The sequence below is a fragment of the Kitasatospora sp. NPDC048545 genome (assembly GCF_040651155.1).
GTDB lineage: Bacteria > Actinomycetota > Actinomycetes > Streptomycetales > Streptomycetaceae > Kitasatospora.
Map to the genome: position 1 here is coordinate 1 of NZ_JBEZIQ010000051.1, position 15604 is coordinate 15604.

Sequence of the window (15604 nt, forward strand, 5' to 3'; positions counted from 1 at the left end):
CCGCCCCCCGGGGCCGCCCGGCGGGGCGCTCCCCCGGTGGCTCCTCTCTCTGAGCGCCGGGCGCTGTTGCCCCGCGTCCGGGGGGCCCGCGGGGGGGGCGTCACCGTCGGGCACGCGTCCGGCCTTGCGGCACCGGGGACCGGAGCGTCAACCACTGCTCCGGCCCCCGCCCCGCACCGGCCGGATCAGTACGCGCTGTCGTACGTGTAGAACTTGGTGTGGTCCAGCAGGTCGGCCGGGGTGACGTCGTTCCACGGCTTCATGGTGTCGTTCAGGGCGACCACGTTCCTGGTGCGGCGGACCGGCTGGTAGCTCTGGCCCGCGTGGCGGCTCTGCCAGCCGGCCCAGAGGCGGTCGATCATGCAGTGGTGCATCCAGAACACCGGGTCGTTGGGCGACATTCCGGTGCTCATGGTGCCGCCGACCCAGACGTGCACCCGGTTGTGCACGTTGACGCCCACCCAGCCCTCCAGGTTGTTGCGGAAGCCGGCGCTGGAGCTGTTGAACGGCGCGGCGTCGTACGTGGCGATCGCCAGCACGGCGTCCACGTCGGCCCTGGTCGGCAGGTCCTCTCCGCCCTGGCCCAGTTGGCGGACCAGGAAGTTGCGGGTGTCGGGCCTGACGGTGAGCGTCCAGTTGCCGGAGCCCTGCGCGAACGGGCCGGTGGTCACCCGGCCGTTGGTGCCGGTGCCGTCGCCGCCGAGGAAGTCCGGTCCCCAGAGCGAGGCGTCCGGGGTGCGGTCGGTGGTCCAGTCCCAGTACGGGAGTGTGACGGTGGCGTCGATCGCCTGCAGTGCCCGCTCGAAGCGCAGCAGGAAACTGCGGTGCCAGGGCAGGAAGGACGGCGAGCGGTGGCCGGTGCGCTCGGCGGTGTCGGTGTCGCTCATGATGAAGTCGTTGTGCGTGCTGACGAACGCGTCGTACGCGCCGCGGCGCTTGAGTTCAAGGACCGCGTTGACGAAGGCGCGCTTCTCGGCGGCCGTCAGGGTCGCCTGGCTCTTGCGGACTGCCATGGGAATTCCTTTGAGGGTGGTCTGCGCGGAGGCCGGAGTGCGGTCCGGAGTCAGGCGGCGAGCGGCGCCAGGTCGGCGCCGTTCAGGGAGTTGACGGCGGCCCGGACCAGCGCGCGCGGCGTGGTGAAGGTCTGGTAGTGGTTGATGACGCTGATCCAGCTGCCGTCCGCGTTGCGCATCACGTGCAGTTCGCGGCCGTCGATCAGCACCGCGTAGCCGCTCATCGCGTGGTGGCCGTCGCCGGCCATCGGCATGCCCTGGATGCGGCGGCCGCGGAAGACCTCGTCGAAGCTTTCGCCGGTCTGCGTGTCGGCGCCGCTGGCGGGTGCCACGGCCGGGCCGGTGAGGCCCAGGACGACCGTGCCCGTGGCGACGGCCGTCGCGACGACGGCGCCTTGCAGCATCCGCCGGCGGGTGATTTCGGTGGTGGTGTCTTCGGACATGGCAGTGCCCCCCAGATGGAGATTGTGAAGAGTTTTCAGTGCCCCCGTTCTTCGCGGACCGGTCGGCAACGGCGACTGCCGGACGCGTCGTCGGCACTGGTCAGGGCGATCTGTCGGCGACCGGCCCGCTCGAAATCATTCCTACCAGGCGTACGCGAACAACTCGGATGTGTGATCGACCTGAGGGCCATAAGTGATCATTTCAAGACGACCGTGTGAAAGATGTTGCATCTTCTACAGAAGCCAGAGCTTCGGTCAGCCGTGAATCCTGCGCGCGGAAACCGAAGATCCTTCGCCCGGACGACCGCCGCACCGCAAGGCCTGCGGCCTTGACGCACCTCTTGTGACGGTCGTTACACGAACAGGATGGCGCGATGCCGACAGCCGCTCACGCACCTGCTTCGAGGCGGTCGATCGCGAGGAACTGCCGAGCGGCTTCGATTGCGGCGGCGAAGGAGGCGGCGTCGGTCTCGGCCCCGAAGTGGTGAATCACGTGTTCGCGGACGTGGTCCTGCTGGGCGCGGGTGAAGGCCGCGCATGCGTCGTGGATGACGTGGGCGGTGTAGCCGCGGTCGTGCGCCTCGCGCAGGGTGGACTCGACGCACACGTGGGTGGCGAAGCCGCCCAGGTACAGGTCGGTGACGCCGAGGCGGCGCAGGATCCGGTCGAGGTCGGAGAAGCCGGCGAAGGCGCTGGCGCCGGCGCGCCCACGCACGACCGCCTCGCCGGGCGCGGGCCGGAACGCCGCGGCGAACTCGGTGCCGGGGTCACCCTCGATCCAGGTGCCGGCCTTCGGGATCGCCGCGCGCAGGCCCAGGCGGGCCGGTGTCCAGCCCGCGAGCTCCGGGGCGCCGGGGGTGAGGACGAGCGGCACGTGCACGACGGGGACATCGTGGGCGCGGGCGGCGGCCAGGGCGGCGGCCGCGCCGCGGACGGCGGCGTCCAGCAGGTCGCGGTCCTCGACGAGGTGGTTGAGGCGGCCGTGCTCGGGGTCGAGCCACTCGCGCTGGAACTCGATCAGAACCAGGGCGGCGTTCGGGCGTGCGGAGGCGTGCGTCATGGGAGCTCCCGATTCGGAAAATTTCCAACTGGCGAGTTGGAGACTAGCGCGAAGAGACCACATCTCCAACCAGCGAGTTGGAGATGTGGTCCGGGCGAATCAGGACTCCAGCCTGCGCACCAGCTCCACGACGACGGCCCGGCGGCCGGCCGGGTCCTCATCGGCCGTCCCGCCGAGGATCATGCGGGCGAGCTGCGGCACGGCGAACTGCCAGCCGGCCAGCGCCACGACCGCAAGCAGCAACTCCCCGGGCGGCAGCGGCACACCGACCCGCGCGAAGCCCTCCCCCTCCCGGTGCGCCCTGGCGACGGCGGCGACCTTCTCGGCGTAATAGGCGGCACGCCGCTCCTCGCCCGCGACCGGAGCGTTCGCGTCGCCGTACAACGCCTCCCACTGCAGCAGGCGCAGCAGGTGCGGGTGGGCGAGGTGGTAGTCGAACACCCGGCCCGCGTACTCCGGGAGCTGCACCGGGCGCCCATCCGCCCCCTCCATCGGCACGGCGGCGGCGAGCTGTTCCAGCTCGCGCTGGACCACGGCGTCGAAGAGCTGCCGCTTGCCGCCGAAGTACGGGTAGATGCGTTCCTTGTTGACCCCTGCCGCGGCCGCGATCCGGTCGATCCGCGCGCCCTCGGGCCCGTGCGCGGCGAACTCGTCCACGGCGGCCTCCAGCAGGAGCCTCCTGGTCTTCGTGGTGTCCCATGCCATGCGACCAGGATACGGAGCATCCAACCCGCCAGTTGGCAATCAGGGGCGCCGACCACGGGCGCGGTGCCGGCAGGAAATCCTGCACGGCGCCGCCGGAACCGACGACGCCGTAACGGCTCGCACACCGCGGCCCCCTCCGCACCGCCCGTACGGGGCGGGCGAAAGCGCCCTGGCCGGCCGGGAATCGAAGACGCGGCACACGGGTAGCCGGCCCGGACGGTGGTCGACGACGCTGCCTGGACCGGACCAGCCCGGACCAAGCCGGACCAAGCCGGGACACGGTTCGCCCCGACCCGGCCGCCGCACGGCCGGGGGCGATTTCACTCGACCCGGCCGCTCCCCACCTGCGGGGCCCAGGTGCGCGGGTGGCCGAGCCAGCGGGTCGCGGCCCGCTGGAACGCTTCGGTGTCGGCGTGGTCGTCCGCCCAGGCCACGATGCCGTCCGGCCGGATGAGCAGGGCGGTGAATCCGAGGTCGTTGCGCACCGGTCCGGCCGCGTAGTGGATCCGGCCCGCCCAGCCCTCCGCCGCGGTCTGCAGCGCACGGTCGCGGCCGAAGTCCAGGAGCACGCCCCGGCCCTGGCGCAGCAGTTCACCGAGGCGGGCGCCTTCCTGGAAGCGGAAGTCGGGGGCGCTCAGGCCGATGAGCGGCTGCTCGCCGCCCAGGTCGTAGCGGTGGAACAGTCCCGACGTCTGCCGGTACACGTGGGTGACCCCGCCGGGGGTGCTCAGCAGGTCGAGGACCAGCTTGCGCAGGGCGGGGGCGTTGGGGCCCGGCTTCATGGTGGCGACCTGGGCGCGGGACCAGTCGAGGACGGCGGCGCCGATGGGATGGCGCTCGTCGGTGTAGGTGTCGAGCAGGCCCTCGGGCGCGGTGCCGTGGACGGTGGCGGCGAGCTTCCAGCCGAGGTTGACGGCGTCGCCTATGCCGAGGTTGAGGCCCTGGCCGCCAAGCGGTGAGTGGATGTGCGCGGCGTCACCGGCGAGCAGGACGCGGCCCTTCCTGTACCTGGTGGCCTGCATGGCGCGGTCGGTGAAGCTGGAGGCCAGCTCGACGTCGGTCAGCGTCACGTCGGTGCCGGAGATGCGACGCAGGACCGCCTGGAGGTGCTCGCGGGTCAGCGGCTGGGAGCGGTCGAAGGTGCCGCCGTCGAAGTCGTTCATGCCCAGATGGCCCTCGAAGGACGTGCGCAGGTACATGCCGGTCGGCGTCAGGTTGAAGCCGAGCGGCAGTTGCCGGGGGTCGGCGAAGGTGACCTTGGCGACGTAGCCGGTGAACAGCGGGTCGGTGCCGACGAAGTCGAAGCCCACGAGTTCGCGCACCGCGCTGCGCCCGCCGTCGCAGCCCACCAGCCAGCGCCCCCGGTGCTCCTGTCCGCCGGCGGTGGCGGTGACACCGCCGGCGTCCTGCGTCACGGCGGTGACGGGAGCACCCCGGACGATCTCCACGCCGAGCGAGGCGGCCCACCGGGTGAGCACCGTCGAGACGGCCTCCAGGCTCGTCATGAACCCTGCCATCGCCGGACCGGGCAGCCGGAACGGCAGAGCGGACGCGTCGATGCCACCCGCGTCCAGGCCCATGCCCGCGAAGTGGGACACGTCGCGGGGAGCGGGCGCTTCACTGGCGTCGGGGTCCGCACCGACCTCCTTCCGGTCGGCGCCGGAGGCCTCCAGCATCGCTTCCAGCAGGCCGCGGCGGTGGAACGTCTCGGCCGAGCCGGCGTTCAGTCCCCGCATGCCGAACGGCAGCGCCTTCAGCGGCGAGGTGAGGTCCCGGTCCCGTTCGAGGATCAGGACCGAGCAGCCGGACAGGGCCAGTTCGCCGGCCAGGAACAGGCCGACCGGGCCGCCACCCGCGATGACCACGTCATGCATGAGAGATTTCCCTTCACGGAAGTCCAGTTGGCCGCCCGGCCCGGTGGGGCGGGGTCAGCGCAGGCGGGTGAGGCCGTCGAGGACGACGGCGATGCCGGTGAGGAACTGCTCGCGGTCGTCGTGCTCCCTGATCTGGCCGACGATGGCGTGCAGGAACGGGTAGGACTCGGCGTCGAGTTCCTGCCACGCCCGCGAGGTCGCGTCGAAGAGTTCCTCGCGGTCCGCTTCGGGGTCGATGCCCGAGGTGTCCCCCTCGACACGGGCGTTCTGACTGATCGCGCCGAGGATGTAGTGCACGAGCGTCGAGGCGGCGTCGAACCATCGGGCCTGCGGGACGCCCAGGGCGCCCACCTGTCGGCCGAGCCTTTCGAAGATGCCCACCGTCACCGGGCCGACGGGGTTGCGGACGATCTGGAGGATCAACCGCGTGGCGAGCCAGTGGTGTTCGGCGATGGCATCGAACAAGGCCAGGGCGACGAGGCGGACCTCGTCCGCGGGCGTGGCCTGTGCCCCGGCGGGCCTGGTCGCCAGAGCCGCGGTGATGACGGTCTCCGTCGCCGTGTCCAGCAGTTCGTCCCGGTTGCCGACGTGGTAGTAGATCGCCCCTGACCCGGTGGCCAGGCGATCGGTCATCGCCCGGACGGTCAGGGCGCCCTCGCCACCGGCATCGAGAAGGTCGATCGCGGTGTCGATGATCTGCTCCCGGGAGAGCACCTGGTTACGCCGCTGGGTCCGGCGCGCTCGTGTTGGCATGGTCCGAATATCGCACAGTTGGAGCAGTGTTCCAACTTGGCGCAGCGCTCCAACTTGAATCACTGAGCCAACGTGAAGCCTCACTCCACAGTGGAACCGTGCACCACCGGGTCGGCGGACCGTACGACTGCCCGCGCCCTGATCGACGGCGGGCAGGAGGCGACCTTCGCCTTCAGCGGTGCTCGGGGTTGTCGGAGTCGAAGCGGAAGCCGGCGTCCCACTCGGAGCGCTGGTTGCCGTGGGCGGGGATTCCGCCGGCGTCCATGAGCATGCGGGCGAGGTGGAGCTGGTTCCAGGTCATGAAGGTGGTGTTGCGGTTGGTGAAGTCGTTTTCCGGGCCGCCCGAACCGCCCGCGCACGGATAGCGCACTGCTGCTGGTCCGGGCCCAGCACCTGGTGCTCGCCCACCCGTCGGCCGCGTCGTCCGGAGACCAGAGCCTCACGACCGCCGGCCTGCCACGCCGCCCACCAGTCGGCGACCGACTCGGCGCTCACGCCCAGGAGTTCGGCCACCTCACGCCGCTCCCGCCCCGCCCGAACGGCTGCCACGGCCCGCATTCCGCAAGGCTTCCTGCGCGTCCGGCGACAACCGCCGCGCGTCCCCAACCAGTGGAGGAGCGGCCACGCCGCCCCTCCACACCCGCCGCCACCGACCTCGGCACGCCGCGGAACGACCGGCCTGCCGGGCCGATGGGCACCGTGCCCGGTCCCAACCAGCACGGGACCTTCGGCACCGTCCTCCGGCAGGCGGTCGAGCACCTCGTCTACCGGGGCCACCCGGGCCCGCCAGGTCGTCGAGCACCCACGCTTCCGTCGCCGGCAGCCTTCCCTGTCGGTGCTGCCGCCATCCGGCATCGCCGCCAACGGTGACCCGATCGACGGTGTCCGTCAGTACGAAGCGCTGGTGGCGCACCGACCGGAATCGGTGTTGCACACGACGACGTACGAGGTGATTCCGGAGTCCTGGAGCTGGAGGGTGTAGTGCTCGTCGCCCCGGACGTTGCTGTAGGCGCTGGACCAGCGGCCGTTCGACTGCTGGAGGTTCACCGTGCAGTAGTTGCCCCCGGTGGAGATCACGTAGCCCTGCACCCAGTCGTGCCCGTTGTAGTACTGATCGATCATGCCTCCGGCACAGCCGGGAACATTGGCGGGGTAGGTGGCGTCGGCCGACGCCACCCCAGAGCTGAGACTCAGACTGCCGGCGGCGACGGCGGTCACGGCGGCGAGGCGAACGGCGGTGCGCAACCCAATCATTCTTTCCCCCTGTGGAGTTGGCGGCTCGCGACTGCGACCCATGCTGCCACCGAACCCCCCTGAAGGCACGCCTCGCGCACAAATTCGCACACGCCCGGGACGACCGGCCGAATGGGACGACACCCATGCCTGGTACCTCACGACCCAGGGCGTCATGAACAGGCTGTGGGTCGCAGAGCGGCTCATCCGCGTCCGGTTCCCCCTGCCGTACACGACGCGACACGTGCGTACTTCCTCGACCTCAACCGGACGGTGTGGGAAGGCCTGCCCGACGGCGAGAGCGTGCGGGTGGCATGGTCGGCCGGGGTAGGCGTCGCGGCGTTCCTGCTCGGTGCGGCGGGCCTGGCGTAGGCCCACTCGTCGAGCAGGGTGCGGTTGAAGCGTTCGACCTTGCCGTTGGTCTGCGGCCGGTAGGGACGGGTGCGTTTGTGCGCGATGCCCTCGGCGGCGAGGGCATCGCGCCAGGTCCGGGAGCGGTAGCAGGACCCGTTGTCGGTCAGTACGCGTTGGACGGTGATCCCGGCCCGGGCGAAGAAGGCGTTGGCCCGGGTCCAGAATCCGGTGGCGGTCTCCTTCCGTTCGTCGGGCAGGATCTCGCTGTAGGCCAGGCGGGAGTGGTCGTCGACCGCGTTGTGCAGATAGCTGTAGCCCGCTCCGGATCCGGTCTCGCGGCCGGCCTGGCGGCCCAGAGCGTGGTGCCCGCCGCCGTCGGGGATGTTGCCGAGCTTCTTGATGTCGACGTGGACCAGCTCGCCCGGTGCGGCGCGTTCGTAGCGCCGCACCGGGCGTACGGTGGCGCGGTCGAGGTGGGAAAGGCGGGCGAGGCGGTAGCGGACCAGGACCCGGTGGACGGTGGCCGGGTTGAGGTGCAGCAGGTAGGCGATGCGGGCCGGTCCCCAACGGCGGAGCAGGCGGACCTTGATGATCCGCCGTTCGGTGCGGGTCGCCGTGCGTCGGGGACTGCGGTGCGGGCGCGAAGAGCGGTCGGCCGTGCCGGCCTCGCCCAGCGCCCGGTAGCGGTCCGCCCAGCGCTTCGCGGTGGTCGGCGAGACCTGGAAGCGCTCGGCCGCCCGCCGCAGTGGCCAGCCGTCCTCGACGACGCAGCGGGCCAGGCGCAGGCGTCCGGTCTCGGTCAGCGGTGCGTTACGGTGTGCCATGAGGGCCTTTCTGGCGTTGGTGCAGATGTCGCAATCCACACCGAGTCAGAAGGCCCTCACTCATTTCAAGATCACCGCGCCGTGAGCCCCGTCACCAACCTCCGTGGTCAGGACAACTAGACCGGGACGGTGACGAAGGTCTGGCCCGAATCATTGACGACCGACACGGATGTGACGTCCGCCGGGGCGACCAGAGCCGATCCGTCCAGGGTGGTGCCGGCCTTGGCGCCGACCGGGGAGACCAGCCAACTGCCCGCGTCCACCGCGACACCGTCCTTGCCGTTGACGAGCAGGTGGCAGCGCTGGCCGACGGGGATTCCGGTGATCGCCGCGCTGACCCGGACCCAGCCCATCGCCGGGGTGACCGTCAGGGTCATCCGTGCGCCGGTCGACCGGTCGGTCGCCGAGTTGGTCCTGGTCCCGGCGGGTGGGGGCGCCACCGTCGCGGTCGGTGCCGGGCCCACCGCGACGGGGGGCAAGGGCTCTGCGGGGGATGTGGCCCGGCCGAGCAGGACGCCGCCGGTCAGTACGGCGGCGGCCACGACGGCCGCCGCCGTGCCGGCCACGGCCCAGCGCCGCCGCTGTCGCACGCCCTGCTCCGCGCGGGCCTGCCGCAGGGTGCGCTGCAACAGCAGGTCACCTCCCTCGGGAGGGCCGTCCACCAGCAGCTCGGGCGGCACCTCGTCCAACACCCTTTCCAGGTCGCGCAATTCGGCCACCTCCTGGCGGCAGGACGAGCAGGCGGTCAGATGCCGCTCGACCGAGTCCACGTCCGCCGCCTCCAACACGCCGAGGACGTAGGCACCGAGGAGCCTCGCGCTCAGCTGGTGCTGCTCGGTGTTCATACCGTCGCCTCCTTCAACGTCCCCGCCCGGCTGGTGTACGACTGCTTCAGGGCCCGCAGCGCGTAGTGTGCGCGGGACTTGACCGTCCCCGCGGGTACGCCCAGCTGCTCGGCCGCCTCGGCGACGGACAGCCGCTGGAAGTAGATGGACCGCAGCACCGCGCGGTGCTCCGGCGAGAGCTGGTCCAGCGCCTGCGTCATCACCAGCGTCTCCACCACGGTGTCCGCGTGGTCGTGCGCCACCGGCACGGTGGCCGTCGCCTCGGACACCTCGGCGACCTCGGCCGGCCGCGCCGCCCTGGCCCGGAACCGGTCGGTGATCAGGTTGCGTTCCACCGTCAGCAGCCAACCGCGCACCGAGCCGAGGTTGTTGGTCAGCACCTCGGGGTTGCGCCAGGCACGGATCAGCGTCTCCTGGACCACATCCTCGGCGGCAGCCCGGTCGCCGGTCAGCCGGACGGCATAGGCGAGCAGGGCGCCACCGTGCTGCTCGTAGAGCGTCCGTATCAGCGCCTCGTCGGCCGCCTTCTGCCGGGCGCCGGATCGTGTTCCAGCCATCCGCCCACTCCCCTGTCGTCATGTGCCAACGGACAGCACGTCCGGCGCGGCGAAAAGGTTCAACCCGAGACCGACCGGTCTGTCGCCCGGCAGCTGCGGTTCTCGTTCAGGCAGGCCACGATCGCTGCCATCCGGCTGTCGCTCATGACGTCGACGAACACGCCGTGGTCGGTGACCGGGCTGTGGTGCTGCTCGGGGAAGGCGTCCAGGGCGAACGTCTCGCCCGGCGGCGGCCGGTAGCTGACGGTCACCCGCAGGTGCGGGACCGGGAAGGTGTCGTGCGGGCAGCCGCCGGACGCGGCGGGGAACACCGCCTGGGCGCGATGGTCCCGGCTGTCGGTGCTGCGCCCGTCCCAGCAGCTCGGGAAGTCCAGGGTACGGGTGAGCAGACTCCCGGCCGGGCAGAGCGGGTAGCGGGTGGTGGATCGGTCGGGCAACGTACTGCAACCCCACTGCGCGTGGGCCTGCGCGCCGCCGTTGGTGGCCGCCGTCGGGTCGCCCTCCAGCAGCCGTAGGAAGCGCGGCATCGGCACGACCCGGCTCCAGGCGTTGCCGAGGTACTCGATGGACACCGCCTGCGGTGCGAGGATCTCGCCGACGTTGCCGTGCGACCCGTCCTGGGCGGCCGCCTGGTCGGTTGCCCGGTCGGTCCGGCGCAGCACCGGCCAGTAGTAGCTGGATCGGTCGCCGCCGAGACAGGTCGTCCCGGCGGCGGCCAGCGTGTCGTCGGTGGAGAGGGCGTCGGTGGACAGGTTGCCCACGTAGTCGTGCACGTGGTGGGCTCCGCCGACGACTCCTGGTGAGATCACGACGTTGTCGGCGTTGCGGTGCCCCTGCTCGTTGCGACCGCAGTCCTCGGTGTACGAGCCGGTGGCGGCGTCCGGCCCGGGCGGGGCGGCCCGCGGCTGGGTGCCGACGTCGGCGATCGCGACGTAGTCGGCGGAGCCCGGGGTCTGCGGCCACAGGTGCACCGTCAGGAGTGCGAGGGCCAGCGCCAGGCAGAGCAGGGTGCCGACGGGCAGCGCGAGGCCCTCCAGTGGACGGCGACCGCGACCGGGATTCATCGCGCCAGTCTCTCCAGCGCACCGTCGTGGCGGCAAGTCCGTCCCGGTCAGCGGCCCGGCCGGGGGTCAGCGGGCCGCTGACCGGCGGCTGTTCGCCGGTGGCCGTGGCTCTCGTCAGTAGCCGTAGCTGTAGCCGCTGCCGCTCTGCGATGCGCTCGGAGCCTGACCCGGTGCCGGTGTCTGCGCGGTGTTCTGGCCGCCCGCCTGAGCCTTCTTGCCCTCGGGCGTGCTGGCGAACCAGGTGCCGCCCACACCCTGGCCGTTGACCTGCCCGGCCGCCGTGTCCCCGGCGAAGCGGTAGAGCGGCCACCCGTTCAGGGTGAGCTGCTTGCTGCCGTCGGGGCGCGTCACGCTCCCGACCAGCGACGAACTGACACCGGTGAGGGTGACCTTGTCCTGGGCGATGGCTGGAGGCCACTTCACGGCGCAGGCGCCGGTGCAGTTCGTGGCCGACGGCTTGTTGGTGTCGTTGTCGAAGCGGTACAGCGTGCGCCCGGCGGAGTCGGTCACGATCGTGCCCAACGTGGTGGAGTCGACCGCGACCAGCTTCGCCGACCCCGTCGCGTCGGCGGCGGGCGCCGCCGAGCTGCTGGCGGGAGCAGGGGCGGGGGCGCCGGGACTCCCGGCGGAGGTCGTCGCGGTGCTGCTGCAGGCGGTCGCGGCGAGGGCGAGGGCGGCGAAGCCGGAGGCGAGGACCAGGCGGCGGCTGGCAGTCTTGGGCATGGCGAACTCCCCTGGAAGGCAGGTGTGTTGGTGGTTTCTACGCGTCGTGTTCGACGCTCGCACCCAGTACACGGACCGGAGCCGGGGGTGGTTCAACGCTCCGGAAGATTTATTCGGGGACGCGCTGCAGGGCGAGTCGGCGGACGGACAACGTCGGCATCGTCGTCGAGGGACTCTTCGCGGACCAGTGCACCGGACTCGACGGTGTCCGCTGTGACACCGCGATGCTCCGCACCCCGGACGGTCACAGCCGACCCGAGCTCGCGAAGTACCGCAGCCCGTGGCGATCAGCGCCGGGCCGCGCAACCGGCCGCACAACATTCTGGGTACGCACCGCGTCATGTTCGCCGACGAGGATATCGAGGACACCGTCGCCCGCCTGTGCCCTCACGGCGCCGAACTCGTCGGCGAGATCACCCGGTTCGAGGCCGGCTGTCCGTCAGCGTTCGGACCCTGAGGCGACGGACACCCGCGCGGGCCCAACTCCCTTGCACATCTGCCGACGCGGAGTTGATCTTCCCAGCCTCCCCGACCGGCGAAACCCTGATCATCAGCGGCCAGGCGGTCAAGACCCACGCCTCCCGGATCCTGACCAACCTGAGCCTCCGCGAAAGGTCCAAGCGGTCGCCCGCGCCCACGTGAATCGCGACTCGCCGTCATGAACTCCCGGATGCTGGGGCAGAAGCTGCTGTCGCACGTCCTGCCATGGCCGCGTTCGAGAGGCTTGCGCCTCCGTTCGGGCAGGTCAGCGGTGCTCGGGGTTCTCGAAGTCGAAGCGGCAGCCGGCGTCCCACTCGGAGCGCTGGTTGCCGTGGGCCGGGATGCCGCCGGCGTCCTTGAGCATGCGGGCCAGGTGGAGCTGGTTCCAGGTCATGAACGTGGTGTTCCGGTTGGTGAAGTCGTTCTCCGGCCCACCCGACCCGGGGTCGAGATAGGACGGCCCAGGCCCCGCTTCCCCCACCCAACCCGCGTCCGCCTGCGGCGGGATCACGTACCCCAGGTGCTGGAGGCTGTAGAGGACGTTCATCGCGCAGTGCTTCGCCCCGTCCTCGTTCCCCGTGATGAGACAGCCGCCCACACGTCCGTAGTAGGCGTACTGGCCTTCGGAGTTGAGGATCGAGGAGCAGGCGTAGAGCCGCTCGATGACCTTCTTCATCACGGAGGAGTTGTCGCCCAGCCAGACCGGTCCGGCCAGCGTGAGGATGTCGGCGGACATGACCTGGGAGTAGATGACCGGCCACTCGTCGGTCTCCCAGCCGTGTTCGGTCATGTCCGGCCAGACACCGGTCGCGATGTCGAGATCCACTGCCCGCAGCACCTCGACCTCGACGCCCTGGCGTTTCAGGATGCCGGTGCTGACGTCGATGAGGCCCTGGGTGTGGCTGCGTTCCGGGGAGCGCTTGAGGGTGCAGTTGATGACCAGGGCGCGCAGGTCGGCGTACGACGTCGATGGGTCCGGCACGGATTCCTCCCGGGGTTCGGCGGGGAGGCCGGGCGGGTCACGGCTCCCGGCCCAGCTCACCAGGGCGGTGTGGCGGGCGCACGTGGGGATGGGCCGGTCGGGGCGGGACGCCGTCGTTCGCCGGCGGATCAGACGGGCCGGGCTCGTTCGGGTGGTTCCGGTGACGTCGGTGGCTCCGGTGACGTCGGTGGTTCCGGTGTTCCCGGCGGTTCCGGTGTTCCCGGCGGTTCCGCTGTTCCCGGCGGTGCGGGCGTTCCCGGCGGTGCCGGCGCCCCGGCGGGTTCTGCCGGTGCGGGCTCGGGCTGCCAGTGCGGGTGCTCGCGTTCGGCCCACTGGCGGTCGACCAGGCCGGTGCGCATGCCCAGCCGTGACTCACGGTCCCCCATCGCCATCCGGATGTGCCCGGCGGTCACGGTGGCGATGGCCAGGGCGAACCAGTCGTGGACGAAGGTGGCTCCGGTCCGCCAGGCCGGGGGTGAGAGGTGGGTGAGCCACATCAGCAGGCCGGTGCCCAGGATGACCAGCATCGATCCGAGCGTCCACTGCGCGTACAACTTCTGGCCGGCGTTGAACTTGCCTGCGGGGCGGACCGCCAGGCGGGTGCGGACGGCGCGCAGCCAGGTCCGGTCCGCGGGGGTGAAGCGGCTCAGGCGGGACGCGTCCGCCCGGAGGGCCCGGGTGGTGAGACCGAGCAGCAGCGGGACGGGCAGCGCCAGGCCGCACCAGACGTGGACGCTGGCCAGGAGGCGTCGGCGTCCGATCAGTTCGGCGAGCGGCGCGAGGTAGAGGCAGGCCGCGGTGGCCAGGCAGACGAGCATCAGGGTGGCGGTGGTGCGGTGGACCCAGCGCTCGGCGCGGGTGAACCGGAGGACGAGGTCAGCCGGTCGGCGCATCGTCCCTCCCGTTGGAGCGGCCGACCCACGCGTCGATGTCGTAGCCGTTCCCCTCCCAGTAGCCGGGGCGGACGGCGTCGGTGACGGTGATGCCGGACAGCCACTTCGCCGACTTGTAGAAGTACATCGGCGCGACGTAGAGCCGCACCGGGCCGCCGTGGGCGTGCGTGATCGGGGCGTCCTGCAGTTTCAGTGCGATCAGGACGTCGTCACGCCGGGCCTGTTCCAGGGTGAGGCTCTCGGTGTACGCACCGTCGAAGCAGGTGAACTGCACCGCCCGTGCCCCGGGCCGGACTCCGGCCTCGTCCAGCAGGTGCGCGAGCGGCACGCCTTCGAACGGCGTGTCCGGGACGCGCCAGCCGGTCACGCACTGGACGTCCCGGACCAGCCGCCGCTGCGGCATCGTCCGGAGGTCGGCGAGCCGGTGGGTGGTCGGGCGGTCCACCAGGCCGTCGACCGTCAACGCGTAGGTGTCCGCGGTGCGGTCGGGCACCGAGGCGGCCACGGAGTAGTACCGGAAGCCGCCACCGCCGGGCAGCAGGCCGGTCAGCCCGGTCGGGTCACCGGCGGTGACGGCGTCCTGTGCCCGTTGGAGGTAGGGGCCGACGGTCACGCCGGCGGCGCCGAGCCCGAGCAGGCCGAGCACGACCCGCCGTCCCACCGGGGTGCCCCCTGGGGGTTCCGCAGTTCTGTCCACGTCCCCGATGAGACCAGCTCGGACGGGGTCGTGGCCAGTGCCGGGGGATTTCCGTCAGGTATCGGCGACCCCTGGGCCCGGAACGGCGACCACAGCCGCAACCGGGCCCGGCCGCCACCCGCAGGCGGCCGTCAGCGGACGGCCCCGGCAGCCGGGGCGCGGCGGACGATCAGCATGTCCTGGGTGTGGCCGATGGCGTAGCCGCCCTCGGGGCGGGCGAAATAATCCTGGACGTAGGCGGCGAGGGCGGCGCGGGACGGGCGGGGGTCGAGGGTGGCGAGGTCGGCGACGTTGACCATGAACTCGGCGACGTCGACGGCCTCGGCGAGGTGGGGCGTGCGGTAGTGGAGGCCGAGGGTCTCCAGGGCGACGGCGTCCGTCGGGCGCCGCGCGCGCAGGTCGGCGGCGAGGGGGCTCAGGTCGTGGCGGACGCCGGTGAAGTGGGCGGCCATCCGCATGCAGGGGCTCTCCGGGTTCTGCAGGACGACCAGGAGGGTGCCGCCGGGCGCCGTCCAGTCCAGGGCGCGGTCGACGGTGGCGGGCCAGTCCGCTTCGGGCACGTAGTAGAGCACGTGCGAGAGGTGGACCAGGTCGGCGGGCTCGGGCGGCCGCACCCGGTCGAGCCGGTCCGGGAGGACGAGGGCGTCGGGGCAGGCGGTGCGGAGCTTCTCGCGCATGGCCTCGCTCGGCTCGACGGCGATCGTACGGTCGAAGGACCTGGCCAGGTGGGCGGTGGTGCGGCCGTCGCCGGCACCGAGGTCGAGCAGGACCCGGCGCCGCGGCAGGGTGTCGACGAGTTCGCTCAGCCGGGCGTGGGTGAGGGGCTTCTCGTCCGTGCCGGCGAGGAACAGTTCGAACGCCCGGCGGTAGTCGGCGCTCGCCACGTCCAGGACGCGGACCGGTTCGGCGTCCTTCGTCGTCGTCTCCACCGGGCGGCCTCCTCTGGCGTCGGGCTGGGCGCGCCCATTGCACCCGGTCCGGCGGCCGACCGAATGCAGGGACGTTCCTGCCCGCGTGTCGCGGAGCGGCCGGGCCGGAGGGTGGGTCTGCGGTTCCCAGGGAACGGCGTTCCCTTCCCCGGCCCGGCGCGCTCGCGAACGATCG

At 71.8% G+C, this 15604-nt stretch carries 16 protein-coding genes and 3 pseudogenes; 1 reads left to right on the forward strand and 18 read right to left on the reverse strand.

The genetic code is table 11. The annotated features are described in order from the left end of the window. Nucleotides 1-185 precede the first annotated feature (185 nt). From AB0D10_RS34925 to AB0D10_RS34990, 14 genes and pseudogenes are all read right to left on the reverse strand, one after another. Nucleotides 186-1013: a tyrosinase family protein gene (locus AB0D10_RS34925; protein ID WP_360263387.1), complete on the reverse strand. Its 828-nt coding sequence runs from the start codon at nt 1011-1013 to the stop codon at nt 186-188. A 50-nt stretch (nt 1014-1063) separates the two neighbouring features. After that, nucleotides 1064-1456 (reverse strand): tyrosinase cofactor, encoded by a 393-nt coding sequence (locus tag AB0D10_RS34930; protein ID WP_360263390.1) that lies wholly within the window; start codon nt 1454-1456, stop codon nt 1064-1066. 388 nt (nt 1457-1844) lie between these two features. Then, nucleotides 1845-2516 carry a cysteine hydrolase gene (locus tag AB0D10_RS34935; protein ID WP_360263393.1) on the reverse strand — a complete coding sequence of 224 codons (672 nt, stop codon included), beginning with the start codon at nt 2514-2516 and terminating at the stop codon, nt 1845-1847. 99 nt (nt 2517-2615) lie between these two features. Continuing rightward, nucleotides 2616-3221 (reverse strand): TetR family transcriptional regulator, encoded by a 606-nt coding sequence (locus AB0D10_RS34940; RefSeq protein ID WP_360263396.1) that lies wholly within the window; start codon nt 3219-3221, stop codon nt 2616-2618. A gap of 320 nt (nt 3222-3541) precedes the next feature. Continuing rightward, entirely contained in the window at nt 3542-5095 is a 1554-nt protein-coding gene (locus tag AB0D10_RS34945) for an FAD-dependent monooxygenase (protein WP_360263399.1), read from the reverse strand. Nucleotides 5096-5149: 54 nt separating this feature from the next. Next, entirely contained in the window at nt 5150-5848 is a 699-nt protein-coding gene (locus tag AB0D10_RS34950; protein WP_360263402.1) for a TetR/AcrR family transcriptional regulator, read from the reverse strand. 172 nt (nt 5849-6020) lie between these two features. Next, nucleotides 6021-6239: pseudogene (locus AB0D10_RS34955) on the reverse strand (flavodoxin family protein); the annotation flags it as partial. Then, nucleotides 6146-6703: a helix-turn-helix domain-containing protein gene (locus AB0D10_RS34960; RefSeq protein ID WP_360263405.1), complete on the reverse strand. Its 558-nt coding sequence runs from the start codon at nt 6701-6703 to the stop codon at nt 6146-6148. The gene AB0D10_RS34960 and the pseudogene AB0D10_RS34955, both read right to left, overlap by 94 nt. Nucleotides 6704-6736: 33 nt before the next feature. Further along, nucleotides 6737-7093: a hypothetical protein gene (locus AB0D10_RS34965; RefSeq protein ID WP_360263407.1), complete on the reverse strand. Its 357-nt coding sequence runs from the start codon at nt 7091-7093 to the stop codon at nt 6737-6739. A gap of 191 nt (nt 7094-7284) precedes the next feature. Beyond that, complete coding sequence (locus AB0D10_RS34970; RefSeq protein WP_360263410.1) at nt 7285-8259, reverse strand: IS481 family transposase; 975 nt, start codon at nt 8257-8259, stop codon at nt 7285-7287. Nucleotides 8260-8375: 116 nt separating this feature from the next. Next, complete coding sequence (locus tag AB0D10_RS34975) at nt 8376-9104, reverse strand: zf-HC2 domain-containing protein (RefSeq protein ID WP_360263413.1); 729 nt, start codon at nt 9102-9104, stop codon at nt 8376-8378. Continuing rightward, nucleotides 9101-9661, reverse strand: a complete 561-nt coding sequence (locus AB0D10_RS34980; RefSeq protein ID WP_360263416.1) for a sigma-70 family RNA polymerase sigma factor — start codon at nt 9659-9661, stop codon at nt 9101-9103. The genes AB0D10_RS34975 and AB0D10_RS34980 overlap by 4 nt, the downstream gene beginning before the upstream one ends. A 59-nt stretch (nt 9662-9720) precedes the next feature. After that, the gene (locus AB0D10_RS34985; RefSeq protein WP_360263419.1) at nt 9721-10725 is read right to left on the reverse strand and encodes a DUF1996 domain-containing protein; all 1005 of its coding nucleotides are present in this window, start codon (nt 10723-10725) and stop codon (nt 9721-9723) included. Between the two features lie 114 nt (nt 10726-10839). After that, nucleotides 10840-11448 carry a hypothetical protein gene (locus AB0D10_RS34990; protein ID WP_360263421.1) on the reverse strand — a complete coding sequence of 203 codons (609 nt, stop codon included), beginning with the start codon at nt 11446-11448 and terminating at the stop codon, nt 10840-10842. Between the two features lie 164 nt (nt 11449-11612). Between AB0D10_RS34990 and AB0D10_RS34995 the strand changes: the two are divergent. Further along, nucleotides 11613-11875 (forward strand): annotated as a pseudogene (locus tag AB0D10_RS34995) (VOC family protein); the annotation flags it as partial. A 318-nt stretch (nt 11876-12193) separates the two neighbouring features. Here AB0D10_RS34995 and AB0D10_RS35000 read toward each other — a convergent pair. From AB0D10_RS35000 to AB0D10_RS35015, 4 genes and pseudogenes are all read right to left on the reverse strand, one after another. Continuing rightward, nucleotides 12194-12910 carry a flavodoxin family protein gene (locus AB0D10_RS35000; RefSeq protein ID WP_360263423.1) on the reverse strand — a complete coding sequence of 239 codons (717 nt, stop codon included), beginning with the start codon at nt 12908-12910 and terminating at the stop codon, nt 12194-12196. Nucleotides 12911-13209: 299 nt separating this feature from the next. Further along, nucleotides 13210-13803 (reverse strand): annotated as a pseudogene (locus tag AB0D10_RS35005) (cytochrome b/b6 domain-containing protein); the annotation flags it as partial. Then, nucleotides 13787-14500: a molybdopterin-dependent oxidoreductase gene (locus AB0D10_RS35010; RefSeq protein ID WP_360263425.1), complete on the reverse strand. Its 714-nt coding sequence runs from the start codon at nt 14498-14500 to the stop codon at nt 13787-13789. The pseudogene AB0D10_RS35005 and the gene AB0D10_RS35010, both read right to left, overlap by 17 nt. Before the next feature lie 131 nt (nt 14501-14631). Beyond that, nucleotides 14632-15429, reverse strand: coding sequence for a class I SAM-dependent methyltransferase (locus AB0D10_RS35015; protein WP_360263428.1), 798 nt, complete (start codon nt 15427-15429; stop codon nt 14632-14634). Between the last annotated feature and the right edge of the window lie 175 nt (nt 15430-15604).

Excerpts from the sequence above, each read along its gene's own strand:
- AB0D10_RS34975 (WP_360263413.1), bottom strand. The coding sequence starts at position 9,104 with ATGAACACCGAGCAGCACCAGCTGAGCGCGAGGCTCCTCGGTGCCTAC.
- AB0D10_RS34990 (WP_360263421.1), bottom strand. The coding sequence starts at position 11,448 with ATGCCCAAGACTGCCAGCCGCCGCCTGGTCCTCGCCTCCGGCTTCGCC.
- AB0D10_RS34925 (WP_360263387.1), bottom strand. The coding sequence starts at position 1,013 with ATGGCAGTCCGCAAGAGCCAGGCGACCCTGACGGCCGCCGAGAAGCGC.
- AB0D10_RS34945 (WP_360263399.1), bottom strand. The coding sequence starts at position 5,095 with ATGCATGACGTGGTCATCGCGGGTGGCGGCCCGGTCGGCCTGTTCCTG.
- AB0D10_RS34940 (WP_360263396.1), bottom strand. The coding sequence starts at position 3,221 with ATGGCATGGGACACCACGAAGACCAGGAGGCTCCTGCTGGAGGCCGCC.
- AB0D10_RS34930 (WP_360263390.1), bottom strand. The coding sequence starts at position 1,456 with ATGTCCGAAGACACCACCACCGAAATCACCCGCCGGCGGATGCTGCAA.
- AB0D10_RS34980 (WP_360263416.1), bottom strand. The coding sequence starts at position 9,661 with ATGGCTGGAACACGATCCGGCGCCCGGCAGAAGGCGGCCGACGAGGCG.
- AB0D10_RS34960 (WP_360263405.1), bottom strand. The coding sequence starts at position 6,703 with ATGCCGGATGGCGGCAGCACCGACAGGGAAGGCTGCCGGCGACGGAAG.
- AB0D10_RS34985 (WP_360263419.1), bottom strand. The coding sequence starts at position 10,725 with ATGAATCCCGGTCGCGGTCGCCGTCCACTGGAGGGCCTCGCGCTGCCC.
- AB0D10_RS34950 (WP_360263402.1), bottom strand. The coding sequence starts at position 5,848 with ATGCCAACACGAGCGCGCCGGACCCAGCGGCGTAACCAGGTGCTCTCC.
- AB0D10_RS34970 (WP_360263410.1), bottom strand. The coding sequence starts at position 8,259 with ATGGCACACCGTAACGCACCGCTGACCGAGACCGGACGCCTGCGCCTG.
- AB0D10_RS34935 (WP_360263393.1), bottom strand. The coding sequence starts at position 2,516 with ATGACGCACGCCTCCGCACGCCCGAACGCCGCCCTGGTTCTGATCGAG.